Here is a 26,139-nt window from a genome sequence, read left to right as displayed (position 1 = left end):
GAGGCGGTATGGGAGTCGAACTTCCCACTACCGAGTTCAGCGATATCCCCGATGAACTCTGGCTCGAGCTCGAGTCCCACGCCCATGACGGCGCTCAGGGCCATGCGGGTCAGGTGCAGCTTCTCGACGAGGAGGGGCGCTTCAAATCCGAATCGAAGCTGGCCCAGTCCATCAGCACCCTGAGTGAAGATTCCCTCCGTGGTATGTACCGCGATATGGCGATGATCCGCCGGTTCGACACCGAGGCGACCGCCCTCCAGCGGCAGGGCCAGCTCGCCCTCTGGGTCCCCCTGCGCGGACAGGAGGCCGCCCAGATCGGCTCGGGCACGGCAACTCTGGCGCAGGACTACGTCTTCCCGACCTACCGCGAGCACGGTGTTGCCCTCACACGGGGGATCGACCTCGCGGACCTGCTCCGCCTCTTCCGGGGCATCTCCAACGGCGGGTGGGATCCCAGAATCACGGGCTTCCACCTCTACACGCTCGTCCTCGCCGCGCAGGTGCCGCACGCCGTCGGGTATGCGATGGGCATGCAGCGGGATGCGGCGCGTGCGGCGGCACAGACCGCGACAGCACAGGGCGCGGCGGCACAGACCGCGACAGCACAGGCCGCGGCGGCGCCGGGGGCGGGACCCTCGGCCACGGCGGATGCTGGCGCGCCATCAGCCGAACCCGGTGCCGTCGTCGCGTACTTCGGTGACGGTGCGAGCTCCGAGGGCGATGTCCACGAGTCGATGGTGTTCGCGGCGAGCTTCAAGGCGCCCGTGGTCTTCTTCTGCCAGAACAACCAGTGGGCCATCTCGGTGCCCTCTGAGGTGCAGTCGCGCATCCCGTTGTTCAACCGGGCGAAGGGCTACGGCTTCCCGGGCGTCCGCGTGGACGGCAACGACGTGCTCGCCGTGCGTGCCGTCACCGAGTGGGCGCTCGAGCGGGCGCGCAGTGGCAAGGGACCCGTGCTCATCGAGGCGTACACCTACCGTCAGGGCGCGCACACCACGGCGGACGATCCGACCAAGTACCGGCTCAGCGACGAGGAGCAGTCCTGGGTGGCCAAGGACCCGCTGTCCCGCTTCGAGAAGTACCTCCGCGCCGAGGGCATCGCCGACGACGCGTTCTTCGCCCGGGTGGCCGCCGAGGGAGACGCGGTCGCGGCCAAGGCGCGCGCCGACGTCCTGGACTTCGTTGCTCCGTCCCTCGAGGACTCGTTCCGCAACGTCTACGCCGAGCCGCACCCGCTCATCGCCGAGGAACTCGCGTGGCACCGCGAGTACGAGGCCGGATTCGCGGACGAGAACTCCGGCAGCGCCCAGGAAGGCGGCCACTGATGCCCACCATGACCATCGCGAAGGCGATCAACGCGGGCCTCCGCGCGGCTCTGGGGCAGGACGAGACCGTCATGCTCATGGGCGAGGACATCGGAACCCTCGGCGGCGTGTACCGCGTGACGGAGGGCCTCAAGGCCGATTTCGGCGGAGAGCGCGTCATCGACAGCCCGCTGGCCGAGTCCGGGATCATCGGCACGAGCATCGGCCTCGCGCTGCGCGGTTACCGGCCCGTGGCGGAGATCCAGTTCGACGGCTTCGTGTTCCCGGGCTTCAACCAGATCACCACGCAGCTGGCCAAGATGCACTCCCGCAGCAAGGGCCAGCTCACGGTCCCCGTGACCATCCGCATCCCCTACGGCGGTGGTATCGGCTCGATCGAGCACCACTCGGAATCGCCCGAGGCGCTCTTTGCGCACACCGCTGGCCTGCGGATCGTCACGCCGTCCAACCCCCATGACGCCTACTGGATGACCCAGCAGGCCATTGCGTGCGAGGACCCCGTCATCATCTTCGAGCCGAAGCGCCGGTACTGGCTCAAGGGCGAGGTGGACACCGAGGACCCCGGCGCGAGCGCCGACCCGTTCCGCGCCCACGTGGTCCGCGAGGGCACTGACGCGACGGTCGTGGTCTACGGTCCGCTTGTCCCCGTGGCGCTCGCTGCCGCCGAGGCCTCCGCGGAGGACGGCCGCAGCATCGAGGTCATCGACCTGCGATCCATCTCCCCGATCGACTTCGATGCCGTCGTGGCGTCGGTGGAGAAGACCGGCCGCCTGATCGTGGCCCACGAGGCCCCGACGTTCGGCGGTATCGGCGGCGAGATTGCGTCCCGCGTCTCGGAGCGCGCCTTCCTCGCCCTCGAGGCACCCGTGATCCGCGTGGGCGGCTTCCACATGCCCTACCCGGTGGCGAAGGTCGAGGAGCACTACCTCCCGGACATCGACCGCATCCTCGAAGCCCTCGACCGCGCGTTCGCGTACTAGGAGCATCACGTGACCCAGCAGATCTTCACCCTCCCGGACGTCGGCGAGGGCCTCACCGAGGCAGAGATCGTCTCCTGGAAGGTCAGGCCGGGTGACGTCGTCGCGATCAACGACATCATCTGCGAGATCGAGACGGCCAAGAGCCTCGTGGAGCTTCCGAGCCCTTACGCGGGCACCGTCGTCGAACTTCTCGCCCCAGAGAACGAGACCATCGAGGTGGGCACCCCGATCATTGCGATCGGTGACGCGGCTAAGGCGCACGACGGCGGTGGCGCGCCGTCCGGCGCCCCCAGCGCCTCCGCTTCTGCCTCACCTGCGGCTCCGGCGGCCGCCACCTCGGCCGAATCGCCGGTTCCAACCGTGCAGGAGCCGGGGATCGAGAGCGCTCCGCTCGTGGGCTCGGGCCCCAAGGCCGATGCGGCCAAGCGCCGCCCGCGGAAGTCGGGCGCCTCGACTCCGCTCAACCAGCGTGCGGCCGAGCCGCTCGGCCAGCGGGTTTCGGCCCCGGTCAACCAGCGGACTGCGGAGCCCCGGCCGGCTTTGACGTCGCTCAGCCAGGGTGGTGCAGAGCCTCTCGGCCAGCGGGGCGCGGAGAGCCAGCCGAACCCCGTGGTCGGCCTGCTCGCCCGCGTCCTTGCGAAGCCGCCCGTGCGGCGCATCGCGAAGGAGCTGGGCATCAACCTCGCGGACGTCCCGGGCACGGGTGCGCGCGGCGAGGTGACGCGTGCGGACCTCGAGTCCTACCAGGCGCAGCGCGAGCGCGAGCAGGACGCCGCGCCGCAGTTCTGGGACCACACGACGTCCTCGGCGCATCGGCGTATCGAGGTCATCCCTGTTCGCGGTGTGCGCAAGGCGACGGCCAAGGCGATGGTGGACTCGGCATTCAGCGCACCGCACGTGAGCATCTTCGTGGATGTCGACGCTTCACGGACCATGGAATTCGTCCAGCGGCTCAAGAAGTCCCGCGACTTCGAGGGCGTGAAGGTCTCGCCGCTGCTCATCCTCGCGAAGGCCGTCATCTGGGCAGCCGCGCGGAACCCGAGCGTGAACTCGGAGTGGGTCACCACGCCGTCGGGCGCCGACGAGGTCCACATCAAGCACTACATGAACCTCGGCATCGCCGCAGCGACACCGCGGGGACTGCTCGTGCCGAACATCAAGGACGCACAGGACCTCTCCCTCAAGGAGCTCGCGATCGCGCTCAACGATCTCGCGACCACGGCTCGCGCGGGCAGGACGAAGCCCGCGGACATGCAGGACGGAACGCTGACGATCACGAACATCGGTGCCCTCGGCATCGACATCGGCACCCCGATCATCAACCCGGGCGAGGTCGCGATCGTTGCGTTCGGCACGATCAAGCAGAAGCCATGGGTCGTCTCCGGCGAGGTCATCCCGCGCTGGATCACGACGCTCGGCGGCTCGTTCGACCACCGCGTGGTCGACGGCGACCTGTCTGCGCGCTTCATGGCGGACGTCGCGGCGATCATGGAGGAGCCGGCGCTCCTGCTCGACTGACTCGGGGGACGGGTGCGGCGGCCGGTCCCGTCTGACGCCGCGCCTGCCTGTGCGCGAGGGAGTGACAGCACGTCTGCCAAGGCGCACGATGGATGCGTCAGCCAGGGCACCTTCTGGCGCGTGGCGCACCACCCCTAGGCTGCGGGAGGTTGGTCCTTGTGGCTGCATCCATGGACGCCGGGGCGGTGAGCGCCGCCCCGACAGGGCCGCACATCATCGCCCGTCTCGAGCGACTCGAGGTATGGAGTCTCTCCTACCTCTTCATCGGGATCATCGGGCTGGGGTTCCTGTTCACGTTCTACGACATCTTCGACATCAACGTCTCGTTCATCCAGACGTGCATCGAGCTGAACAAGGGCTGCACGCCGGAGACGGCGCTCGAGGCGCTCCCGCTGCCAGTGCTGCTCAATCTGGCCGGCTATGTGGTCGGCACGCTGGTCCTGAGTCCGATTGCAGACCGCATCGGCCGTAGGAACATGCTCATGATCACCATGCTGATCACGGGCCTCGGTTCGCTGTACAACGCGTTCGTGGGCGACTACGCGAACTTCAACATCGCGCGCATCATCACCGGTATCGGCATCGGCGCGGACCTCGCGATCGTCAACACGTACATCAACGAGATGGCGCCGCGCCACGCCCGCGCGCGGTTCACGACGATCATCTTCATCATGTCCGCGCTCGGCGCGTTCGTGGGCATCTGGCTGGGCCTCATCCTCACGACGCCGGCCACTCCCTGGCCGCTCGGGCTGCCGTTCGCGCTCGCCGGGCCCAATTTCGAGGCCGGCTGGCGGTGGATGTACGGGGTCGGCGCGATCCTCGCCGCCGTCGCCGTCCTGTTGAGGCTCGAGCTCCCCGAGTCGCCGCGCTGGCTCATCGGCCAAGGCCGCCTCGCGGAGGCCGACGTGGTGGTGCGGGACATGGAGGTGCGGGCTTCCAAGCATGGGCCGCTCGCCGAGCCCGTGGTGACGGACGTGCACGGGGCGACCAAGCCGCCGTCGCCCGTCCCCTACCGCGACCTGTTCGGCAACCCGCTCTACGTGCGCCGCATGATCCTGCTGTTCTTCGTGTGGTTCATCGGGTACATCACGGTGTACTCGTTCGCCGCGGGGTTCACCGTGGTGCTTGCGGCACTGCACTACCCGCCGCCCGAGGCCGGCGTGATCGCCGCGGTCGGCACGCTCGGGTTCGTGGCGGAGGCGGCGATCATGAGCGCGATCGTCGAGAAGCTCGAGCGCCGCTACTGGCTGCCGATCGGCGCCGCCGTGACGCTCATCGGCTCGCTCGTGGTCGCCGTCGCCGGGAACAACGTGGGGATCGCGTTCATCGGCGCCATCCTCATCTTCGCGGGCTTCAACCTGTGGGTGTCCCCGACGTACGCGCTCACCGCTGAGTCCTTCCCGACCCGTGCCCGGACCACAGGCTTCGCGATCGTCGACGGCGCGGGCCACATCGGCGGCGGCATCGGCGTCATGGTGATCACGCCGATCCTGCCGATGCTCTCGGTGATCGGCGCCCTGGGCCTCATCTCGGTGTTCCTCGTGATCGCCGCGATCCTCGTCCAGTTCACGCCGCACACGCGGAACAAGCATCTGGACCACATCTCGCCGTAGGGGGTGGTGACGCACGACGTCGGGGGCGCACCTGCGCGAGGTGCGCCCCGGACGTCGTACTCGCCTCAAGGCAGGAATGGCCTCACATGAGCCCGATCTGCTGGTAGAACGTGAGGTTGTCCCAGAAGAGGAACTCCTCGTTCATGGTGCCCTGGCGGTTCCAGATGCCCACCGTGGCCATGTTGATTGCATAGGGTTTGCCGGTGGGCTGGATGAAGCCGCCCTTCCCGTTCGGCATTGGCCGGGTGAACGTGCCGCGCATGACTCCGGTGACGGCGGTCAGGGAGTCGTGGGCGATCCGGAGCGGGTGGACCTCGATGCGTGTGTCCGGTCCCCAGACGAAGAGGCCTGCGAGATCCTCGATGTGACGCTGGATCCCGTCGGTGTAGTGGCCGTCCGGCCAGTGCACGCGGATGTTCTCGGCGTGGCTCTCATGGAGGCGCGCCCAGTCGGCGTGGGAGAAGACCTCGAAGTCGAGAGTGTCGAACGTCTCGAGATGGTCCCTTTCTGCGTCGTTGAGGTGCATGGGGAAGGGCGGCGTGGCGACACCGCCGGCCGCGGGATCGCCCATAAGCGGCCCCGGGCCGGGCTGGTCGGCGTGGGCGGCGCCCGAGGACACAGCGGTGAGGGCGAGCGCACCGAAAGCTGCAGCGCTGCCTGTCGTCAGGAGCTGGCGGCGGTTGAACATAACGAACCTCCTGTCATCCGGAGCCTCCGACTGGAGGCTCCTTGAGGGACAGTAGACCTATTTAGTTGAAGATACAAGTAAATCGATAAGCTCACCCCCGGCCTCGGTACGCGAATGGCCGTCGGGCTCGCACGATGGAAGACTTGGCCTGTGCCGCCTCACTCCCGTCCAGCAGCCGCCCCGCGGACCGTCCGCACCGCCGTCGCGCGTGTGCTCAGCGAGGTGTTCCAGCCGCCGTTCACGATCGCCGCCGCACTGTTGCTGAGTCCCGCGGCGAGCCCAGGGTGGCCGGGAACGTGGTGGTTCGGCGGCGTGGCGGCCCTGTTCACGTGTGTGCTCCCCTTCGTGATCCTGATCGGGCTCGTGCGTGCCGGGAAGGTCGTGGACCACCATGTGAGCGAGAGGTCGCAGCGTGCGCCCGTGCTCGCGATGGCGATCGTGTGCGTGCTGGCAGGGCTCGGGCTGCTCATCGCGCTCGGGGCCCCGGCGTCCGTGCTGGCGATGGTGGCCGCCCTCATCGCAGGGATCGCGGTGCTTGCCGTGGTCAGCCTGTGGTGGAAGGTCAGCGGACATGCCGCCGCCGTCTCGACGGCCGCGGTGTCGATGCTCTTGCTGTTCGGCCCCGAGTGGTGGCCCCTCGTGCTCGTGGTCCCGGCCGTAGGCTGGGCCCGCGTGGTGCTGCGCGCGCACACGCCCGCGCAGGTGGTGGCGGGGGCCGTCTTCGGGCCGCTGGTGATCGTGGGGCTGTGGCAGGTCTTCCTCAACGTCCTATAAATACCGAGATCATCTGAATAACTGCATAATAGATATTTCCTCAACCTAATCCGTGGACCTACGCTGGTCACCATGGAGACGCGACATTTGAGGTACTTCGTTGCCGTCGCCGAGGAACGCCACTTCGGCCGCGCGGCCCAGCGTCTCCACATGGCCCAGCCGCCCCTGTCCCAGCAGATCAAGCAGCTAGAGGAGCAGCTCGGCGCCGCGCTGTTCGAGCGCACTACACGCAAGGTCGAGCTCACACCCGCCGGCGAGCTTCTCCTCGAGCGGGGCCGCCGCATCCTCCAGGACCTTGAGGAGCTCGAGTCGGATGTGGTCCAGGTGGGCCGTGGCGCCGCCGGCGTGCTCCGCGTGGGCCTCTCCGGCTCGGCCACCTACCGACTCCTCCCGCCGCTCGTGCAGCGGGTCCGCAGCGAGATGCCGGGCCTCCGGCTCACGGTGCGCGGGGAGATGCTCACCCCCCAGATGGTGGACGACCTCGAGGAGGGCAGGCTCGACGTCGCCGTCCTCCGCCCACCCGTCGACTCACCGGACGTGGAGCTCGACTACCTCGAACAGGACCGGCTCGTCGCCGCGCTCCCTGCGGACTCGCCGTGGGGCGAGCAGGCCGAACTGGACCTCGCCGAGCTCGCGGGGGAGTCCTTTGTGGGCTACCCCACGCAGTCGGTCGTGACAAGGATCTTCCGAGACGCGTGCCGACGCGAGGGGTTCATCCCGCGCGTGGTCCAGGAGGCCGCTGAGACCTCGACACTCCTGGCGCTCGTCGCGGCCGGGATGGGGATCGCCCTCGTCCCGATGAGCACGCGCGGCTTCGCCTTCCAGGGCATCGAGTTCCGTCCCGTCCGCAATGCACCCTCCGTCGACCTCGCGGTCGCGTGGCGCCGCGGCGCAAGGACGCCGCTCGTCCGCCGCTTCCTGACGCTCTTCGACACCGTGTCCGCACCGGGGGTTTCCCCCGCCGCCGGTGCGCACGACGGCGCGCCCTCACCGGTCGCCGTCGTCCGCACCGCACGCCTTGCCTCGCCCCCGGCGGCACCCGTTGCTGCAAGCCCGAGTGCCGCCCCCAACGCCGCCCCCAGCGCCACCCCCAAGGAGACAGCGCATGAAGATTGAGCGCATCGAGGCGATCCCGTACTCGATCCCGTACACCCATCCGCTGCGCTTCGCGAGCGGCGAGGTGCTTGCGGCCGAGCACGTGCTGATCCGGATCCACACGGACGAGGGGCTCGTGGGCGTTGCAGACACACCGCCGCGCCCGTACACGTACGGCGAGACGCAGGCCTCGATCATCGCGGTGGTGCGGGACATCTTCGGCCCCCAGCTGACCGGCCTCGATCCGCTCGACCGCGGGAAGGCCCAGGCGATCATGGCGCGGACCATCCACAACGACACCGCCAAGGGTGCCGTGGACATCGCCCTGTGGGACCTCATCGGCACGTCCCTCGGAACGCCCGTGCACAAGCTGCTGGGCGGCTACGCCGATGGGATGCGGGTCTCCCACATGCTCGGCTTCAAGCCGGCCCAGGAGCTGCTCGAGGAGGCCCAGCGCTTCAGCGAGCAGTACGGCATCACCACGTTCAAGCTCAAGACCGGCCGCCGCCCTCTCAGCCTCGACGTCGAGGCCGTGCACGTGCTGCGCGAGGGGCTCGGGGATAACGTGGAGATCTACCTCGATGCCAACCGAGGCTGGACCGCGAACGAGGCCATGGAGGTGCTGCGCCGCACCGACGGCCTGGGCCTGACTGCCCTCGAAGAGCCGTGCGACGCCTCCGAGGCGATGGGCCGGCGCCGCCTCGTGGAGCAGTCGCCGATCCCGATCACGGGCGACGAGTCGGTCCCGACCCCCGGCGACGTCTCGCGCGAGCTCCTCTCGGGCGGCTGCAACGCGATCTGCATCAAGACGGCGCGCAGCGGCTTCACGCAGGCCACCGAGATCCTGGGCCTGTGCACAGGGCTCGGCGTGGACGTGACGATGGGCAACCAGATCGATACGCAGATCGGCTCACTCGCCACCGTAACGTTCGGTGCAGCGCACGAGGCGAGCCAACGCCGCGCTGGCGAGCTCTCCAACTTCCTCGACATGGCCGACGACCTCCTCGCCGAGCCGCTCACGATCCGCGACGGCGTGATCCGCGTCCGCGAAGCGCCCGGCGTCGGCGCCGAGATCGACGAGGACAAGCTCGCCCGCTACCGCCAGGACGCGTAGGGCACGCCCGCCCGACCGCTCACCCGACCTCTCACTCCGACCGCCGAGGAGGCACCCGCATGCTGTTCATGGCCCGCATGGACGTGACGTTCCCGCCGCACCTGACCCCTGAGCAGATCGCGGACCTCCAGGCCCGCGAGAAGGAGTACTCCGGCTCGCTCCAGCACTCGGGCAAGATGGCCGGGATCTGGCGGATCGTGGGCGAATACGCCAACCACTCGCTGTTCGATGTGGACTCCAACGACGAACTCCACGAGATCTTGAGCGGCTTCCCCATGTACCCCTACATGAAGATCAGGGTCACGCCTCTTGCGAAGCACCCGAATTCGATTCGGTGACCTCGTCGCGCCTGCCTCGGCGCATGACGACGATGAACGACACGAGGCCGCCGACGAACACGAGCCCCGCCACCCAGGTGTTGACGCGCAGGCCGAGGATGAGGTTCGCGAAGTCGGAGCGCATGAGCTCGACGATGAAGCGCCCCGATGTGTAAGCCATAACGTACAGCGCGAACTCCGCACCGCGGGGGAGCCTGAAGCGGCGGCCCAGCCAGAGGATGAGGAGGCCGCCGGCCACGCTCCACAGCGCCTCGTAGAGGAACGTGGGCTGGAAGTAGCCGATGACCACCGCGGTGCCGTCCGCGTTGTGTGCCGCGGCGCCCGTGGACGGGTCCATCTGGTGGATCTCGAGGCCCCACGGGAGGGTGGTCGGATCTCCGTAGAGCTCATTGTTGAACCAGTTGCCGAGCCTGCCGATCGCCTGGGCGAACAGCAGCCCGGGCGCGAGCGCGTCGGCGAAGGCAGGCAGCGGCACCTTGGCGCGGCGGCCCCCGATCCACGCGCCCAGGCCGCCGAGGGCTATCGCCCCCCAGATCCCGAGGCCGCCGTCCCAGATCGCAAACGCGTTCCACGGGTTCCTCCCCGGCAGGAAGTACAGCTCGGGGTCCGTGATGACGTGGTAGATGCGTCCGCCCACGATCCCGAACGGCACGGCCCACAGGGCGATGTCGAGGGGCTGGCCCGACTCGCGGCCGCGCTTCACCCAACGCCGCTCCGTGAGCCACCACGCGAGGATGATGCCCGCGATGATGCACAGCGCGTAGAAGTGGATTGACAGCGGGCCGATCTGGATTGCGTTGACGGTCGGCGAGGGCAGGTAGGCCGGGACCGCCGCGGCCGCCAGCGCCGTCATGCGAGCTTCCGCACGGCGTCTTCGACGGCACGGTGGAACGTGGGGTACGCGTAGATCATCTGCCTCAATCTGGTCAGCGGCGTCCGTTCGTGGACGGCGAGGGTGAGCATCGAGAGCACCTCGCCTCCCGTCGGGCCCGCCGAGGTGGCGCCGACGAGGATGCCGCGGTCGGTGTCCGCGACGAGTTTGATGATCCCACGGTTCCCTGACTTGTGGATCCAGCCACGGGTGGAATCAGGGATCTGCGAGATCGCGGTGGCGACGGAGAGCCCCTGCTCCCGCGCCTGCTGCTCGGTGAGGCCGACGGCGCCCACTTCAGGGTCCGTGAACGTCACCCGGGGCACGGCCTGGTATTCGGCGGCAGTCTTGGTGTCCCCGAGGATGTGGGCGGCGGCGATTCCGGCCTGGTACATCGACATGTGCGTGAAGGCTCCGTGGCCGGTGATGTCGCCGATCGCGTAGACGCCGTCGGCGATGCGCAGGTGGGGGTCGGTCTCGACCGTGCGGCGCGTTGTGTCGAGGCCGAGGGAGGCCAGCCCGAGCCGCTCGAGGTCCACCCTGCGGCCCGTCGCGACCAAGAGGCGCTCCGCGGTCAGTCCGCGGCCTCCCGCCTGGACCGTGAAGGACGTCCCATCGTGGCCCACGGACTCGGCCGCGCTCCCCGTGCGGACGTCAAGGCCCTCGGCCTTGAGCACGTCTTCCACGAGCGCACTCGACTCGGGCTCTTCGAGCGGGAGGATCCGGTCCAGCGCCTCGAGCACTGTGACCCGCGTGCCGAAGCGTGAGAACGACTGCGCGAGTTCAAGTCCCACCGCACCGCCGCCCAGCACGATGAGCGATTCGGGGGCTTCCGTCGCGGCGACCGCTTCTCGGTTCGTCCAGAACGGCGTGCCGGCCAGACCCGGGATCGGCGGGACGGCGGGGTCGGTTCCCGTGTTGATGAGGATCGCCCTGCCCGCCTCGAACTCCCGTTCGCCGACGCGCACGGTCCTCGGGCCCGTCACCTCTGCGGTTCCGCGGACAAGGCGCCCGCCCGCCTTCTCGAAGCGTTCGACGGCGACCGTGTCGTCCCACGTGTCCGTCGCCTCCTCGCGGATGCGCTTGGCGACCGGCGCGAAGTCGGGCACGGTATCGGCAGCTCCTGCCAGGTCGGCGACGCGCCGGGCCTCGGCGAGCGAGTCCGCGGCCCGGATCATCATCTTCGTGGGAATGCAGCCGTAGTACGGGCATTCGCCGCCCACGAGGTTCTTTTCGATCCCGACCACCGTGAGCCCGGCCCGCGCGAGCTGCGCGGCGGCCGACTCCCCGCCGGGACCCATGCCGATCACAATGACGTCTGCCGATTCGGCCATGGCCGACTCCTTCTCTGTGGGTGGTGCTTCCCTAACCATCCTCCGCTTATGCGCATGGTCCGTTCTGTGCACTCGTTCACAGAACGGCGGCGCCGGCGTGCGTAGCGTCAGCTTCATCGGCGGATCCGCCGACCAGAATCCAGGGAAGGCAGGAAGTCATGTCAGCTTCAATGTCAGCGCAGCATGCGGGAAGCGTCACATCGACCTGGGGTCGCCGCGCGGCGGCCGGGGTGCTCGGGGGCTTGGCGGGAGGCGTGGTATTCGGCATGCTCATGGCCATGATGGGAATGCTCACGACGATCGCCTCGATGGTGGGATCGCACTCGGCGTGGGTCGGGTTCGGTGTCCACCTCATGATCTCGGTGGTCTACGGGCTGGTCCTGACGCTGCTCTTCACCCGGTTCCTGCGCTCGTACGGAAGGGCGGCGGCGTCTGGGGCCGTGTTCGGCGTGGTCCTGTGGGTGATCGGCCCGCTCATGGCAATGCCGATCATGCTCGGCATGCCGGTGTTCTCCATGGACGCCACCGCGATGATGTCCCTGATGGGCCACCTCGTCTATGGCATCCTCGCCGCGCTGGTCGCCGTGCGGGTGCTCAAGGCCCGCAGGGCATGAACGAGGAGTGCGGCGCTGAGCTCGCCTCCGGGGCAGGGAAGGCACGTCCCTGGTCCCCGGAGGCGCGCGAGGCCGATCCGTTCGACCCGCTGCTCGCATCAGGCGCCTTCGCGTGCCTGACCGAGGTGGAGCTGTTTGCGGACCTCTCGGCGGCCGAGGTGGCCGAGATGGACCTCATGGCGCCGTCCAAGCTCCTCCGCCGCGGCGAACTGCTCTACAGCCAGGCCCAGCCGGTCAGCGCCCTGTTCATCCTCAAGACCGGCCGCATCCGGGTGTTCCGGGTCGCCGAGGACGGCAAGGCCCTGACCCTCGCGATCCTCGAACCCGGCGCCGTGTTCGGCGAGATGGTGCTCGTGGGCCAGCGCATGTACGACTCCTACGCCGAGGCGATCGAGGACTCCCGCGTGTGCCAGCTCGGGGTGGAGGACGTCGAGCGCTTCCTCCTCTCGGATCCGCGCATCGCCGTGCGGGTCTCGCGACTCCTCGGCGAGCGGGTAGCGGAGCTCGAGGGGCGCCTCGCCGACCTCGCCCTCCGGCCGCTCCCTGCCCGGGTCGCCTCCACGCTCCTGAGCATGGCGGGATCTCCGGCGCCCTCCCGGTTCGGGCGCACGACGCCGACCGTGCGGCTCACGCACGAGCAGGTCGCGGGGCTTCTGGGCGCCACCCGCGAGGCCACGAGCAAGGTCCTCTCCGAGTTCGCCTCCCGTGGGCTCATCCGGCAGGGCCGTGGCCGCATCGGCCTTCAGGACCCTGCAGGGCTGCGCGCGATCGCCCGCGGTCCCCAGTGACTCTGACCGGAAGAATGATCGCCTTCGATCAGGGAAGCGGCATTACCATCCGAGAAGAAGCGCTATGAGTCTGGAAACGAGCTTGCCGCGTCGGTTCGGTCGTACGCCGCGGCAGTCCGGGCCGAGATCCATGCCCGGATGATCGGATTCGCCTCATCGCGGCTCGTAAGCCCAACCCGCAATCCACGACACCCCGAGGACCCCGACCATGACACTGCCACACCGCCTTCCGCGGCTAGCGTCCCTCGCCGCCCTGCCGATCCTCGCCCTGACGTTGTCCGCCTGCGGAGGCGGCGGCAGTCCTCTCTCGACGTCCTCGGGCTCCGCCTCCGCGGGCGCCCCGCTCGTCGTCGGCTCGGCGAACTTCACCGAGAGCGAGATCCTCGCGGACGTCTATGCCGGTGCGCTCAACGCCGCAGGCGTCCAGGCAACGACCAAGACCGGGATCGGCTCCCGCGAGGTCTACATCAAGGCACTCCAGGACGGCTCGATCGACCTCATTCCGGACTACTCGGGCAACCTCCTGCGGTACTTCGACAAGAACGCCACAGCGAGCAGCCCCGCGGATGTCATGGCGGCGCTGCCAGGCAAGACCCCGCAGGGGCTCGCGGTCCTGAACCCCGCCAACGCCGAGGACAAGGACTCGATCGTTGTCACCCAGGCGACCGCGGACAAGTACTGGCTCAAGAGCCTTGCGGACCTCGGCAAGGTCTGCACTGAGATCGCCCTCGGCATGCCGCCCGAGGCCAAGGATCGTCCGCAGGGCCTGCCTGGGCTCAAGTCCAAGTACGGCTGCGAGCCGAAGCAGTTCGTTCCGATGAGCGACGGCGGCGGCCCCGTCACGCTCAAGGCGCTCCTGGACAACCAGATCCAGGCGGCGGACATCTTCACGACCTCGCCACTCATCGCCCAGAACCATCTCGTGACCCTCGAGGACCCGCAGAACCTCTATGCGTCCCAGCAGGTGATCCCGCTGGTCCGGGCCGACCGGGTCGGGGACAAGGCGAAGCAGACTCTCAACAAGGTCCAGACTGCGCTCACCACGGCGGACCTGGTCAAGCTCAACGACGAGGTGTCAGGCTCCGCCAAGCAGGATCCGAAGGCCGCCGCGGACGCGTGGCTCAAGGAGAAGGGCCTCGCTGGCTGACGCGCGCCGGGGCCACCGTCATCTCCCCGTCGGTGAGTGTGGCCCCGGCGGCCCGAAAGGGTGCGGGAGGCTGGCCCCTGCGGAAGGCGCCATCCGCAGTGTGGGCTGCCTCGTCTGCACTGCCTTCAACTCAGCGGAAGCGGATGGTTCACCCGGTGCGCGGGCCTGCCTACAGTCGATCCGGCAGCGCACTGAGTGACATGGATCACAGAGGGGTCAGGCCGCTCCCTTTGCGACGTCAAGGAGTTGAGGCGCGATGACAGAGGTCGGCAGGCAGTCGGGGGTCCACGCGACGGGAACTGCCCGCGCGCGGTCACTGAAGTTCTCGACCGACGGGATTCCCGCTGCCAACCGGGTCGAGCTGTGGACGATCCACAACGCGAAGGCGCTCATCGCACTCGACATCCGGACCATGGACGATTCGCCCCTCACGGCGGCTGAGATCAACCTGCATTTCCCTTCGATCAAACTGGCCCAGGTGCGGGGCAGCGCGCAGGTGATCGAGCGGAACGAGCCATACATCCGCAGGAATCCGACGGACGTCATCGGCGTGTTCTTCGCGCTCAAGGGCGAGGCGTTCTTCTACTACCCGGGCGGGTTCGAGACGCTCAGGCCGGGGCAGGCCGTCATCTACGACGCAGACCAGCCGTACATGCGCGGGTTCCACCGCGGCGTCGAAGAGATGGTCCTGACCATCCCGCGCGACGACTACCTCGCGCTCTCCGGCGGCAAGCCGCTCCTGCGGCCTGTGGTCGTCGACTTCCATGAGGCCGGTCCGGCGAACCGGCACATGCTCGCGCTTGCGCGGCTCGTCCGGGACGCGCTCGCCGAGGGGATGGGTGCCGGGGCCACAGGTGGGGCTCCGCTCGACTCAGGTGCCGTCGAGTCGACGTCCCTCGAACTCCTTCGCCTCCTCGTGGCAGGGCGGGGCGGGGGAACGCCCGAGGGGTACCTTGCCGCGGCCAAGTGCTTCATCGAAGACCACCTCGGTGATCCCGGTCTGTGCCCGGCCCAAGTGGCCGACGCCGTCGGCATCAGCGAGCGGCACCTCACCCGCGTGTTCGCCGAGGCGGGCGAGCCCCCTGCCGCCTACGTTATGAGCCGCCGACTCGAACGCGCCCGCGCCATCCTCGAAGACGGTTCAGAGCGTACGACGCCGATCGCGGCGCTGGCTTCCCGGTGCGGCTTCTCCTCGCAGGCCTACTTTGCCCGCGTGTTCAAGGCCCGCTTCGGCACAACGCCGCTCAAGGCCAGGCGCGAGGCATGCAGTGAGGGTCTTGTGCTTCCCGCACATGACCCGCTGTTGGGCGGGACGTTCAACCCTCAAGGAATCGGATCAGAAGGGGGCTGACGCGGTCGGGGAACTCGTAATGAGCGAGGTGCCCCGCGCCCTCGATCTCGTGATATTCGATACCGGGCACCAGCTCACGCAGCCTGCTCATAGATGCCCTCGGAATCTTCTGATCCTGCGCCCCGTAGGTGAGCAGCACGGGGATGCCCTGGGCCGCGATGCTTCGGTAGCAGGAGGTAGCGTCATGCAAGGCGTCGCCTCGCAGGTTGGCCAGGATCGCCCTGCGCTTTCCGCGATAGCGGAACTGCTCGATGACCTCGCGTTCGAGTGAGGCCCTCGTCTCAGGTGAGACGAGGGCATCCGAGAGGTCTGCGAGCTTGCGGTCGCTCATCATCTGCAGGACGAGTTCCCCGACAATGGGCCGGACGAGGAGCCGGTATGCCGCGCCCTCTTGCCCCGGGAGCTGATCGAAGAACGGTGCCAGGAGGGCGAGCCTGGTGACGGCGCCTGGACGCTCTGCCGCGAAGCAGGCGGCGATGCTTCCCCCCTGAGACGTACCCACCACGCGGACCGGCTCCGCGATACCAAGACGGTTCAACAACTCCGTCAGCTGCACGTTGTAGAAATGGCGGTCGTACCTCTTCAGTTCCGGCCTGTCCGAGAAGCCGTGACCGAAAAGGTCGTATCGAAGCACCCGGAAACCCGCCTCGCACAGAGGCCCGACCGTCTGATTCCAGGTAATGTAGGGTGCCGCGTTGCCATGGATCAGGACGACGGTCTTGGCACCCGAGTCGCCGCGGAGTTCGTAGTGTGTAACGCCTGCCGAAAGCTTCACGAAACTGCCGGGCAGGCTGCCTCGTGTCTCGTCCGTCAGAGCCTGCTGTCGGGTACCCAACATCTCCACTCCCGCCCGTGCCGTTAGGAGCGAGTATGGGATGCCTCGGACATCCTGTATCGGGTCAAAGGCCCCTCGTTTTTGCACTTGTCGGACGCGTTTTTGACCCTCGGGGACCAGACAGGCGATAGGACCACAAGACCACTTGTGATCCTGAACACTCGACGGCATGGCAACTACCTCCATTGATCCCCGCGATCTGCGGCACGCGTTCGGGCGCTTCGGCACCGGCGTCACGGTCGTCACGACCCGCAACGACGAGGGCGAGGCCCATGGCGCCACCGTGAGCGCTTTCACCTCCGTTTCCCTCGACCCGCCGCTCGCGCAGGTCACGCTCATGCGCGAATCCAAGCTGTCGACCTACGTGTCGGGGCAGCCGTTCGCGATCAACATCATGAGCGCCGCGCAACAGGCAACGTGCCTGCATTTCGCAGGCAAGCCGATGACCGACGGCCCGGTGTGGGGTGCGAGTGCCACGGGCGTCCCCGTCCTCGCGGGCAACGCGGCGACCCTCGAGTGCCGTCCGTGGGCCGTGTACGACGGCGGCGATCACCTCATCGTCGTCGGCGAGGTCGTTGCCCTCGAGATCACACCGGGCGCCCCCCTGTTGTTCTTCGGAGGGAAGTTCCACCACCTCGGCGGCCTTGTCGGCGGGGCTCCATGGGATTTCTGCGGCGACGGCCACCTCACCCAGTTCACGTCCGTTCCGCAGTTCGCCGCCGTCTGACCCCGGACCGCCACCGAGCCCAAGGCCTCACCCGCCCACCCCAGGCCGCGGCAGCGCCGCCGTCGACCTCACGAAAGGAAAGCTCCACCATGACCGAAACCCTCGAGAACCCCACGAACACCATCCCGGACATGAGCGCCCGCACCACGCCGGCCAACCCCCTCAAGCCGCAGACCGGCGACGAGTACATCGCCTCCCTCCAGGACGGCCGCGAGGTGTGGATCTACGGCGAGCGCGTCAAGGACGTCACGACCCACCCCGCCTTCCGCAACTCGGTGCGCATGGTCGCGCGCCTGTACGACGGGTTCCACCACGACGAGACGGCGGGCAAGCTGCTCGTCCCCACGGACACCGGCTCCGGGGGCCTCACGCACCCCTTCTTCAAGGCAGCCCGCAGCGTCGAGGACCTCAAGGCTTCGCGCACCGCGATCGAGACGTGGGCGCGGATGTCCTACGGCTGGCTCGGCCGCTCGCCGGACTACAAGGGCTCCTTCCTCGGAACCCTCGGCGGAATGCCCGAGTATTACGAGCCGTACCAGGACAATGCCAACCGCTGGTACAAGGAGTCCCAGGAAAAGGTCCTGTACTGGAACCACGCGATCGTCAACCCTCCGGTAGACCGCCACCTTCCTCCGGAGGAAACCGGGGACGTGTTCATGAAGGTCCACAAGGAGACCGACGCGGGGCTCGTCGTCTCCGGTGCCAAGGTGGTGGCGACCGGCTCCGCGATCACGCAGTACAACTTCATCGCGCACTACGGGCTTCCGATCAAGCGCAAGGAGTTCGCGCTCATCTGCACCGTCCCCATGGACTCTCCCGGCGTGAAGCTGATCTCGCGCGCCTCATACTCCCATCAGGCCGCAGTGATGGGCACGCCCTTCGACTACCCGCACTCCTCGAGGCTGGACGAGAACGACGCCGTGTTCGTGTTCGACAACGTGCTCGTTCCATGGGAGAACGTCTTCTCCTACGGCGACATCGACAAGATGAACAACTTCACCCCGGCCACGGGCTTCCTCAACCGCTTCTCGTTCCAGGGCGTGATCCGCCTGGCGGTGAAGCTCGACTTCATCGCGGGACTCCTGCTCAAGGCTCTCGAGATCACGGGCACCAAGGACTTCCGCGGCGTGCAGACGCGCGCCGGCGAGGTGATCGCCTGGCGCAACATGTTCTACGCTCTCGCCGACGGGATGGCGCTCAACCCGGATGCGGGCCCCAACGGGACAGTCCTGCCCAAGGTCGACTACGCGATGGCCTATCGGGTCTTCATGTCGGTCGGCTACCCGCGGATCAAGGAGATCATCGAGCAGGACGTGGCCTCAGGGCTCATCTACCTCAACTCGAGCGCGCTCGATTTCAAGACCCCGGAGATCCGCCCGTACCTCGACAAGTACATCCGCGGCTCCGAGGGGGTCCAGGCCGTAGACCGCGTCAAGCTCATGAAGCTGCTGTGGGACGCGATCGGCACCGAGTTCGGAGGCCGGCACGAGCTCTACGAGCGCAACTACGCCGGCAACCACGAGGGGGTCAAGCTCGAGACCCTCATGGTCGCCGAGGCCAACGGCACCACTGCCGCCATGAAGGGGCTGGCCGATGCATGCCTTGCCGAGTACGACCTCGACGGCTGGACCGTGCCGGACCTCATCAACAACGACGACGTGAGCATCTTCCTCAACCGTCGCTGACGCCCGCCATCCAGAACGTGGCCCCCGGACTCCGGGGGCCACGTTCTGTCTTGTCGCCCTGTCCGCGCTCACCCGCGCTCGCGGATGGTGAGTGTTCCCGCGAGGTCGAGGTCGGCGTGTGTGCCGGGGTACCCGGACTCTGCGATGAGGATGGCGCCGAACGCGGCGGCCCAGAACGTCTTGACCTCCTGACGCGAACTCCGGTCGATCCGCCAACCGCGCAGACCGAGGACGTTCTCGAGGTGACGCTCGGACATGCGGAACAGCAGGCTCAGGTGGCCTTTGACCACGGGCCCGAGCGCCGGTTTGGCCCGAGCGAGCGCGAGCGCGCTGATGACCACGGGGAGGGACGGCGTCACGAGCACGGTCCTGGCGACGGCCCGTCGGAACGCCTCGGCCGTGGAAAGCCGCATCCCCACGCCCTCGATCCTGCCCGCATCCCGCAGGAGCAGTGCAAACGCCGAGTGGATGAACAGCGAGTCCTTGGACCCGAAGTGGTAGGTGATCTGGTTCGGGAACACCCCCGCGGCGGCCGCGATCTCGCTCACTGTGACCTTGTCCGATGGGCGCGCCGCAAACAGCGCGGCGGCAGCGTCGATGATGCGGTTCCGGGTACGGGCGCCGCGGCGCTTCGTCGGGAAGAGGCGGCGCACCCGTGCTCCGTTTGTGTCGCTCGACTGCTCAGTGCGGGGCTCGGTCTCGACGGTGCGCATGGAGGAATTGTATGCTGTACAAACTGAGTTCTTCTTGTATCGCATACAAATGCGGTCGGGTCCTTGGTCTGATCGGAGGAACTGTGGCCCAGACAGCGGTCGTCATCACGGGAATGGGTGCGACGACGCCCCTCGGGGGCACCGTCCCGGAACTCTGGGACGGCATGCTTGCGCTGCGCTCGGGCGTGCGATCGCTCCGCGGCGAGGGGTTCGACGCTCTGCCCGTGCACATCGCGGCGACCCTCGCGGTCGAGCCCGAGTCCGCCATGCCCCCGGTTCAGGCCCGTCGCCTCGACCGCAGCCAACAGGCCGCGGTGATCGCGGCTCGCGAGGCGTGGGCCGACGCCGGGTCGCCGGATGTCGACGGCGACCGGCTCGCCGTCGTGATCGGGACGGGCATCGGCGGCGTCCTGACGCTCCTCGGCCAGGATGACGTCCTCGAGCGCTCCGGCCCGCGCCGCGTCTCCCCGCGCACAGTTCCCATGCTCATGGCCAACGCGGCCGCAGCCCAGGTGAGCATCGAGTTCGGGGCCCGGGCGGCGGCGTGCGCGCCCACGTCCGCTTGCGCCTCGGGCGCCGAGGCGCTTGTCCAGGCTGCACGGCTCATCGAGTGCGGGGAGGCGGATATCGTGATCGCCGGCGGCGCCGAGGCCGCCATCACGCCCCTGACGATCGCCGGGTTCGCCCAGATCGGTGCCCTCTCGAAGGATCCGGGGAACCCGGAGGCCGCCTCCCGCCCGTTCGACGTGAACCGGACTGGATTTGTCCTCGGCGAGGGCGCCGGCATCGTCATCCTCGAGCGGGCCGACCACGCCCGCGCGCGCGGAGCGAGGATCCGTGCGGTCCTCGCCGGCTACGGCGTCACGGCGGACGCGTTCCACATCACCGGAACGGACCCGGAGGGGGTCGGCCAGATCAAGGCCATCCGCAAGGCCCTCGCGAAGGCCGGACTGGCGGCCGCGGACGTCCAGCACGTCAACGCCCATGCCACGGCGACCACGGTGGGCGACGTGAGCGAGGCGCTCGCCGTCCGCGAGGCCCTCGGCGAGCACGTGGCCGTGACGGCGCCCAAGGGCGCCCTCGGCCACCTCGTCGGAGCGGCGGGCGCCGTCGAGGCGATCCTGACCGCGCTCACGCTCGAGTCGGGCGTCATTCCCGCGACCCGCAACCTCGAGAAGCTCGACCCGGCGATCGACCTCGATGTCGTGACCGATGCCCCGCGTCAGGCCCGCGTCGAAGCCGCAGTCTCCAATTCGTTCGGATTCGGCGGCCACAACGTGAGCCTCCTGCTCACGCGTCCGTAGCGCGGGCTTCCCGCAGGGTCACCAGAGGCGCGACTGGTCCATGAGGAGCCGGCGGCGCACCTCGTCCCGCTCGGCGTCGAGGCCAGCTTCCCGTTCGGCGGCAGAGCGCCATCCGCGCACGACGGCGCCCGCCGCCCGCCGCAGCCAGCTCGCCTCGGGTCCTCGAGACACTGCGCCGCGAGGCACGGCGCCGTAAGACGCGGCCTCATCGGCGCGCGCGGCCTCGATGGCGCTCACTTCGCGCTCGACGCGTTCCTCGAACGCGTCGAGCTGGGCCCCCGTCAGCCTGGGCACAGGGACGTCCGCCCTTATGGGTCCACGTGCAGATGCACGCACTGTTGCTGTTGCGGCGGCGGTGCTCATCGTGTGCCGTCCCTTGTGCTCGAGGTTTCCCGCCGCCGCGTGTTCGGCCCCGGGCAGCACCGCGCCGGCCAGCAGCGCAGGCGCGTGTCCTGGGTGGATTCCCCCTGTGCTGGTTAGGGCGGTGCTGGAGCGTGCTGTGCTGGTGCGTGCAGTTGTGGTGCGCTCGCGGTCTACCCGGCGCGCAACCCCACGTGATGCCATGGCCTTCAACCTTTCGTTCTGCTGTCCCAGATCCAGTCTCGTCTTCCGCTAGGACAGGATCGGTCCTCTGTCTAGACGCGATATATCGTGTTTGAAAATCAAGATATATCGCGACTTTCGTGGGCGCAAGAGTAGTGTCCGAAGATCCGTTCCTGCGGACAGGACCTGTCCGCAATCCTGAGTCATGATGGAGGGGTGAACGACACAACCCAGCGCGTGCTGAGCCTCCTCAACCTGCTGCAGTCGCGCCCGGTGTGGACGGGTGCGGAGCTGGCCGAGCGGCTTGGAGTGACGACGCGCAGCATCCGCCGCGACGTCGAGCGCCTGCGCGAGCTCGGCTACCCCGTGCGCGCCGAGCACGGCACGGGTGGCGGGTACCAGCTGGGTGCAGGCAAGGCGCTTCCACCGCTCCTGCTCGACGACGAGGAGGCGGTTGCCGTCGCCGTCAGCCTGCGCCTCGCCGCCGGCGGCACGGTCACGGGGCTGGGCGAGGCGGCCGTCCGCTCACTCGCCAAGCTCGACCAGGTGCTGCCCGCGCGCCTGCGCAGCGAGGTCAAAGGCGTCATCGACGCGACCGTGAGCCTTGACGGTCCGGTCACCCCGGTCGACGCCGACATCCTCGTGGCCCTCGCCCGCGCCATCCGAACCCCCGAGCGGGCAACGTTCGACTACACCAAGCCCGGCGGAGAGCGCTCCGAACGGCGGGTGGAGCCCTACCGGCTCGTGGCTGCAGCACGGCGCTGGTACCTCATGGCCTGGGACCTCGACCGCGAGGACTGGCGCACGTTCCGACTCGACCGGATGGTGGCCGCCCGGGGCACCGGGTGGCGGTTCAAGCCGCGGGACGCCCCGGACGCCGTCGAATACGTCCAGTCCTCCATCACCCAAGCGCCCTACCAGTTCGTTGCAAAGGTCCGCATCCATGCTCCGGCCCACCAGGTCGCCGAGCGCGTCCCCCCGACGATGGCGGTCGTGGAGCCCGACGGCGAGGCCTCGATCCTCACGGCAGGTGCCGACAATCTCGACTACGTCGCCTACCACGTGGTGCGACTCGGCTGGCCTGTGACGGTGATCGAGCCGCCCGAGCTGCGCGAGGCCATGCGCGAGCTCGCGGAGAGGCTGACGGCAGCAGGGGCGTAGCAGCGCGCCCGCCCGCGATCCCTGCCCGCGATCCCTGCCCGCGACAAGGTGTCCCCCCGGCGTTGCGGGGTCTCTGGCAGGCCGTTGTGGGGTCTCTGGCAGGCCGTTGTGGGGTCTCTGGCGGAGCAATGTGGGGTCTCTGGCGGGGCGATGCGGGGTCTCTGGCGGAGCCCGGTGCGTTCACTCGAGCTCGGACCGCCGCTGCCGGAGCTCCCGGAGCGCCCGGTTGAGGGGCGAGCCCGCGAACGGCAGCTCGCTCAGATCCGCGCGCGCGGCGGCCCCGAGCGCGAGGGTCCGCGCGGATGCGGCGGCCTTGGCGGGCAGGCCGACCGCGTCGGCGAACTCGGCCCAGTGCCGCTCCCGGATCCCTCTCGTGCGGCCCGCGATCGGCAGCGCCATCGTCATGTCGCCATAGAGAACGGTGCTCGGGAGATCGAACATCGGGGCCACGGCCGCGTGCCCGCGCCCGTCGGTCAGGACCGCCACGTTCTTCGCGTGCAGGTCGCCGTTGCCCGTGAGCCACGCGAAGAGGAACTGGAGATAGAGGTTCCTCACGGCAACCGCCGGGGCTCGGCACACGCTGGCCACTCCAGCGACGAGCTCCTCCGCGGCGACCGAGTACTTCGCGGCCGGCAGGACACCCAGGAGCTGTGCCCCGTCTTCGAGCTCGAGACGACGCCACGCGCCGTCGTCCTTCACCCGATCGAAGCGGGAGACGAGAAGCCCTGGCGCTCCGTGGGTGTCGCGGACCACGTGGGCGGACGCCACCGGGACCCTCAGCCCGCGTGCTGCGGCCAGATGGAGCGCCTCATTGAGCACGAGGTGTGGGGTGTCGGGCGGATCGAGCTTGAGGATCCAGCGGTGCCCGGCCGAGGCGACGGGCGCGGAGAGCATCGAGGCGCTGACCTTGTCCTGCACTCCGGGCAGGCCGTGCAAGTCGAGCGCGTCGGCGAGGGTCGAGAAGTCGACCGCCTCGTGGTCGAGGTCGGCGAGCGGCTGCGGCTCGGCGGGGAGGGTTCGCGCCGGCACCACCTGTACGTCGCCCGGCACTTCGGAGCCGACGGCGAGCAGGAGGGTGAGCTCGTCGTCGAGGCTCGTCTTGGCTGCCGAGCGCAGCACCGTCAGCCGGTGGCCCTCCGGGAGGAGGCCCGCGAAGAACGCCGGCAGCCCGTGGAGAGGCCCCACCGCCTCGGGTCCTACGGGGAGGGTGCGCGCCACGGGCCGTCCGCCTGAGCCGATGTACTCCTCGCGATACGCGAAATGGATCCTGGCCCTCTCGTCGCGCCAGAGTCGACCGGCGAGGGTCCCGCCCTTGTAGACGTCGGCCTCGGTGACGAAGCGCAGGGCCGAGAAGTCGTGCGACATCAGCTGGCCCCCAGCGTGAGTCCCACGGCCGCGGCGGCCGCGGCGACGGACCCGATGCTCGGGCTCGGTGAGCCGCCCTCGATGTCCCGGACGGTGCGCTCCGAGAGGCCAGCGAGCTCCGCAAGGGTTGTCTGCGTGATGCCGGCCTCCTTGCGCGCGGTGCGGATGGCCGCACCCGTGGCCCGCACCGCTGCCCCCGCCGAGTTGTCCACGCGATCTCCCTGTGCTTTCAGAACGGCAGAATCCTGCCGATTGGGTAGTCCTTTGGCACCATTGTCCGGCGTTTTCGCGCAATTCGGCAAGATTCTGCCGATTCGCAGGTTGCGATGCCCATCGGGACCGCCGCTGGCCAAGAACGGCAGGATTCTGCGGGTCGCTTGGGCAGACTCAATCGGCCAGTGCTACTCGGCGCATCGGTTGGCGGTCGCCGGTGCGTGCTCATGAGGGCCCCTGCCCTCGATTACCGGCAGGTAACAATCGGCTGGACCCCTTGCCCCCGCCCCGCGCCTACCGGACCATGGCTCACAACGGTGCGTCCCCGTCGTCGTGCGCGCAGATTCGAAGGAGACCCCGCATGTTCACGAGCCCATACCCCGATGTCGAGATCCCCGAGTCCACTCTCTATGAGTGCCTGTTCGGCGGGATCGCCGAGGAGGATCTGAACCGGGTGGCGATCGTGGACGGCGTGAGCGGGGCCACCACCACCTACCGCGAGCTCATCGGGCGCATCAATGCCCTCGCGGGCTGGCTCGCGGGGCAGGGAGTCGGCCCCGGCGTGACGCTCGCGATCCTGTGCCCCAACGTGCCGGCGTTCCCCGTCGTCTTCCACGGGATCCTGCGAGCCGGCGCCGTCGTCACGACCGTCAACTCCCTCTACACGGGCGAGGAGATCGCCAAGCAGCTCATCGATGCCAGCGCCTCCTGGCTGTTCACCATCTCGCCCTTCCTGGATCGGGCGGAGCCGGCCGCCGCTGCGGCGGGGATCCCGCCGGAGCGGATCGTGGTGCTCGACGGCGGCCCCTCGCCGTCCGGGGCCGCCCACCCCGCGCTGGTGGAGGCGCTGGCCGCCGGGCTGCCCGCGCCGGACGTGCAGGTCGATCCGCACGCGGTGGCCGTACTGCCGTACTCGTCCGGGACGTCCGGCACGCCGAAGGGCGTCATGCTCAGCCACTACAACCTCGTGGCGAACGTGGCACAAGGCCGTCCGCTGCTCGGGGTCACGGAAGAGGACACGCTCCTGGCCGTACTGCCGTTCTTCCACATCTACGGCCTGACGATGCTGGTCAACGCGGCTTTTCTCAACCGCGCCCGGCTCGTGACGATGCCCAAGTTCGATCTGGCCGAGTTCCTGCGCATCACGCAGGAACATCGCTGCACCTATCTGTTCATCGCCCCGCCCATCGCGGTGGCCCTGGCGAAACACCCGCTCGTGGACCAGTACGACCTCTCGAGCGTGCGCGTGACGTTCTCTGGTGCGGCGCCACTGGATGCTGACCTCGGCGCGGCGGTCGCTGCCCGCCTCGGATGCGTCATGATGCAGGGCTACGGTATGACCGAGATGAGCCCCGCGTCGCACATCATGCCCCTGGCGGAGGCAGGCCGCCTCCCCGTGAGCTCGGTGGGGTTCACCCTCCCCAACACCGAGTGCAAGATCCTGGACCCGGCCACCGACGAGGAGATCCCGCTGCCCGCCGAAGGGGCGAGCGCCCCGGGCCAGCTTCTCGTCAGGGGTCCGCAGAACATGATCGGCTACCTCAACCGGCCAGACGCCACGGCGGCGACCATCGATCCGGACGGCTTCCTCCGCACCGGTGACATCGCGACCGTGACCGCGGAAGGCGTCGTGACGATCGTCGATCGGCTCAAGGAGCTCATCAAGTACAAGGGCTACCAGATCGCCCCCGCGGAGCTCGAGGCCCTGTTGCTCACGCATCCGCAGATCGCGGATGCCGCCGTGATCGGGGTGAAGGCGGACGACGGCGAGGAGGTACCGAAGGCGTTCGTCGTCACTCAGGCTGGGGCCTCTTTGGCGGCGGAGGACGTCATGGCGTTCGTGGCCGAGCGCGTGGCGCCCTTCAAGAAGGTCCGGGTGGTCGAGTTCATCGACGCGATCCCCAAGTCCTCCTCCGGCAAGATCCTGCGCCGGGAGCTCCGCGCGGCGGCCCGGGGGTAAGGAGGCGGGCGGCTCCTTCGTGGTCGGCCCGTTTCCACCTCTGCCGGGGGGAGCTGTAGGATCGGGCGCTCACCTTAGTGAAG

25 protein-coding genes are annotated in these 26,139 nt (G+C 68.8%); 17 read left to right on the top strand and 8 right to left on the bottom strand.

Going from position 1 to position 26,139, the window contains the following annotated elements; all coding sequences use genetic code 11:
• Positions 1 to 8: 8 nt before the first annotated feature.
• From AB5L97_RS17940 to AB5L97_RS17925, 4 genes are all read left to right on the top strand, one after another.
• Positions 9 to 1,325, top strand: coding sequence for a thiamine pyrophosphate-dependent dehydrogenase E1 component subunit alpha (locus AB5L97_RS17940; protein ID WP_369045701.1), 1,317 nt, complete (start codon positions 9 to 11; stop codon positions 1,323 to 1,325).
• Positions 1,325 to 2,305 (top strand): alpha-ketoacid dehydrogenase subunit beta, encoded by a 981-nt coding sequence (locus AB5L97_RS17935; RefSeq protein ID WP_307956150.1) that lies wholly within the window; start codon positions 1,325 to 1,327, stop codon positions 2,303 to 2,305. The genes AB5L97_RS17940 and AB5L97_RS17935 overlap by 1 nt, the downstream gene beginning before the upstream one ends.
• 9 nt (positions 2,306 to 2,314) lie before the next feature.
• Complete coding sequence (locus AB5L97_RS17930) at positions 2,315 to 3,823, top strand: dihydrolipoamide acetyltransferase family protein (RefSeq protein ID WP_369045700.1); 1,509 nt, start codon at positions 2,315 to 2,317, stop codon at positions 3,821 to 3,823.
• 158 nt (positions 3,824 to 3,981) lie between these two features.
• Positions 3,982 to 5,436 carry an MFS transporter gene (locus AB5L97_RS17925; protein WP_369045699.1) on the top strand — a complete coding sequence of 485 codons (1,455 nt, stop codon included), beginning with the start codon at positions 3,982 to 3,984 and terminating at the stop codon, positions 5,434 to 5,436.
• 82 nt (positions 5,437 to 5,518) lie between these two features.
• On the opposite strand, the gene AB5L97_RS17920 is transcribed toward AB5L97_RS17925, so the two are convergent.
• On the bottom strand, positions 5,519 to 6,124 hold the full coding sequence (locus AB5L97_RS17920) for an ester cyclase (protein WP_369045698.1): 606 nt from the start codon (positions 6,122 to 6,124) through the stop codon (positions 5,519 to 5,521).
• Positions 6,125 to 6,274: 150 nt separating this feature from the next.
• Here AB5L97_RS17920 and AB5L97_RS17915 point away from each other — a divergent pair, with 150 nt between their 5' ends.
• The 4 genes from AB5L97_RS17915 to catC all read left to right on the top strand — a co-directional run bounded on the left by AB5L97_RS17915 (position 6,275) and on the right by catC (position 9,445).
• The gene (locus AB5L97_RS17915; protein ID WP_369045697.1) at positions 6,275 to 6,898 is read left to right on the top strand and encodes a phosphatase PAP2 family protein; all 624 of its coding nucleotides are present in this window, start codon (positions 6,275 to 6,277) and stop codon (positions 6,896 to 6,898) included.
• Between the two features lie 72 nt (positions 6,899 to 6,970).
• The gene (locus tag AB5L97_RS17910) at positions 6,971 to 8,014 is read left to right on the top strand and encodes a LysR substrate-binding domain-containing protein (RefSeq protein WP_369045696.1); all 1,044 of its coding nucleotides are present in this window, start codon (positions 6,971 to 6,973) and stop codon (positions 8,012 to 8,014) included.
• Positions 8,004 to 9,107, top strand: coding sequence for a mandelate racemase/muconate lactonizing enzyme family protein (locus AB5L97_RS17905; RefSeq protein ID WP_369045695.1), 1,104 nt, complete (start codon positions 8,004 to 8,006; stop codon positions 9,105 to 9,107). Before AB5L97_RS17910 ends, AB5L97_RS17905 begins: the two co-directional genes overlap by 11 nt.
• A 59-nt stretch (positions 9,108 to 9,166) precedes the next feature.
• Entirely contained in the window at positions 9,167 to 9,445 is a 279-nt protein-coding gene (gene catC / locus AB5L97_RS17900) for a muconolactone Delta-isomerase (RefSeq protein ID WP_307956143.1), read from the top strand.
• Here catC and lgt read toward each other — a convergent pair.
• Positions 9,408 to 10,298 (bottom strand): prolipoprotein diacylglyceryl transferase, encoded by an 891-nt coding sequence (gene lgt, locus AB5L97_RS17895; RefSeq protein WP_369045694.1) that lies wholly within the window; start codon positions 10,296 to 10,298, stop codon positions 9,408 to 9,410. The genes catC and lgt overlap by 38 nt on opposite strands.
• Positions 10,295 to 11,650: a dihydrolipoyl dehydrogenase family protein gene (locus AB5L97_RS17890; protein ID WP_369045693.1), complete on the bottom strand. Its 1,356-nt coding sequence runs from the start codon at positions 11,648 to 11,650 to the stop codon at positions 10,295 to 10,297. The genes lgt and AB5L97_RS17890 overlap by 4 nt, the downstream gene beginning before the upstream one ends.
• 158 nt (positions 11,651 to 11,808) lie before the next feature.
• On the opposite strand from AB5L97_RS17890, the gene AB5L97_RS17885 reads away from it, so the two are divergent.
• From AB5L97_RS17885 to AB5L97_RS17870, 4 genes are all read left to right on the top strand, one after another.
• Positions 11,809 to 12,264: a hypothetical protein gene (locus tag AB5L97_RS17885; protein ID WP_369045692.1), complete on the top strand. Its 456-nt coding sequence runs from the start codon at positions 11,809 to 11,811 to the stop codon at positions 12,262 to 12,264.
• Positions 12,261 to 13,052, top strand: a complete 792-nt coding sequence (locus AB5L97_RS17880) for a Crp/Fnr family transcriptional regulator (RefSeq protein ID WP_369045691.1) — start codon at positions 12,261 to 12,263, stop codon at positions 13,050 to 13,052. The genes AB5L97_RS17885 and AB5L97_RS17880 overlap by 4 nt, the downstream gene beginning before the upstream one ends.
• 208 nt (positions 13,053 to 13,260) lie before the next feature.
• The gene (locus tag AB5L97_RS17875; protein ID WP_369045690.1) at positions 13,261 to 14,199 is read left to right on the top strand and encodes an ABC transporter substrate-binding protein; all 939 of its coding nucleotides are present in this window, start codon (positions 13,261 to 13,263) and stop codon (positions 14,197 to 14,199) included.
• Positions 14,200 to 14,455: 256 nt separating this feature from the next.
• Positions 14,456 to 15,550 carry a helix-turn-helix domain-containing protein gene (locus AB5L97_RS17870; protein WP_369045689.1) on the top strand — a complete coding sequence of 365 codons (1,095 nt, stop codon included), beginning with the start codon at positions 14,456 to 14,458 and terminating at the stop codon, positions 15,548 to 15,550.
• On the opposite strand, the gene AB5L97_RS17865 is transcribed toward AB5L97_RS17870, so the two are convergent.
• Complete coding sequence (locus AB5L97_RS17865) at positions 15,516 to 16,325, bottom strand: alpha/beta fold hydrolase (protein WP_369045688.1); 810 nt, start codon at positions 16,323 to 16,325, stop codon at positions 15,516 to 15,518. The genes AB5L97_RS17870 and AB5L97_RS17865 overlap by 35 nt on opposite strands.
• Before the next feature lie 229 nt (positions 16,326 to 16,554).
• On the opposite strand from AB5L97_RS17865, the gene AB5L97_RS17860 reads away from it, so the two are divergent.
• Together AB5L97_RS17860 and AB5L97_RS17855 are read left to right on the top strand one after the other, a co-directional pair.
• A complete protein-coding gene (locus AB5L97_RS17860; RefSeq protein WP_369045687.1) occupies positions 16,555 to 17,112 on the top strand; it encodes a flavin reductase family protein in 558 nt (185 codons plus the stop codon).
• Positions 17,113 to 17,201: 89 nt separating this feature from the next.
• A complete protein-coding gene (locus tag AB5L97_RS17855; protein WP_369045686.1) occupies positions 17,202 to 18,797 on the top strand; it encodes a 4-hydroxyphenylacetate 3-hydroxylase family protein in 1,596 nt (531 codons plus the stop codon).
• Between the two features lie 68 nt (positions 18,798 to 18,865).
• Here AB5L97_RS17855 and AB5L97_RS17850 read toward each other — a convergent pair whose 3' ends face one another.
• Positions 18,866 to 19,510, bottom strand: coding sequence for a TetR/AcrR family transcriptional regulator C-terminal domain-containing protein (locus tag AB5L97_RS17850; RefSeq protein WP_369045685.1), 645 nt, complete (start codon positions 19,508 to 19,510; stop codon positions 18,866 to 18,868).
• A gap of 83 nt (positions 19,511 to 19,593) precedes the next feature.
• On the opposite strand from AB5L97_RS17850, the gene AB5L97_RS17845 reads away from it, so the two are divergent.
• The gene (locus AB5L97_RS17845) at positions 19,594 to 20,814 is read left to right on the top strand and encodes a beta-ketoacyl-[acyl-carrier-protein] synthase family protein (protein WP_369045684.1); all 1,221 of its coding nucleotides are present in this window, start codon (positions 19,594 to 19,596) and stop codon (positions 20,812 to 20,814) included.
• 18 nt (positions 20,815 to 20,832) lie between these two features.
• Here AB5L97_RS17845 and AB5L97_RS17840 read toward each other — a convergent pair whose 3' ends face one another.
• On the bottom strand, positions 20,833 to 21,108 hold the full coding sequence (locus AB5L97_RS17840) for a hypothetical protein (protein ID WP_369045683.1): 276 nt from the start codon (positions 21,106 to 21,108) through the stop codon (positions 20,833 to 20,835).
• A gap of 465 nt (positions 21,109 to 21,573) precedes the next feature.
• Between AB5L97_RS17840 and AB5L97_RS17835 the strand changes: the two genes are divergently transcribed.
• Positions 21,574 to 22,518, top strand: coding sequence for a helix-turn-helix transcriptional regulator (locus AB5L97_RS17835; RefSeq protein ID WP_369045682.1), 945 nt, complete (start codon positions 21,574 to 21,576; stop codon positions 22,516 to 22,518).
• A gap of 180 nt (positions 22,519 to 22,698) precedes the next feature.
• Here the strand turns inward: AB5L97_RS17835 and AB5L97_RS17830 are convergent, their stop codons facing one another.
• Both AB5L97_RS17830 and AB5L97_RS17825 read right to left on the bottom strand, forming a co-directional pair.
• Entirely contained in the window at positions 22,699 to 23,883 is a 1,185-nt protein-coding gene (locus AB5L97_RS17830; protein WP_369045681.1) for a type II toxin-antitoxin system HipA family toxin, read from the bottom strand.
• On the bottom strand, positions 23,883 to 24,095 hold the full coding sequence (locus AB5L97_RS17825) for a helix-turn-helix domain-containing protein (protein WP_307956128.1): 213 nt from the start codon (positions 24,093 to 24,095) through the stop codon (positions 23,883 to 23,885). Before AB5L97_RS17825 ends, AB5L97_RS17830 begins: the two co-directional genes overlap by 1 nt.
• A gap of 362 nt (positions 24,096 to 24,457) precedes the next feature.
• Between AB5L97_RS17825 and AB5L97_RS17820 the strand changes: the two genes are divergently transcribed.
• Positions 24,458 to 26,056: an AMP-binding protein gene (locus AB5L97_RS17820; RefSeq protein WP_369045680.1), complete on the top strand. Its 1,599-nt coding sequence runs from the start codon at positions 24,458 to 24,460 to the stop codon at positions 26,054 to 26,056.
• Positions 26,057 to 26,139 lie beyond the last annotated feature (83 nt).

It is taken from the genome of Sinomonas sp. P10A9, assembly GCF_041022165.1.
Taxonomy (GTDB): domain Bacteria; phylum Actinomycetota; class Actinomycetes; order Actinomycetales; family Micrococcaceae; genus Sinomonas; species Sinomonas puerhi.
The sequence above is the reverse complement of the archived record's forward strand: the minus strand, read 5'-3'. Positions and strand labels throughout refer to the sequence as shown.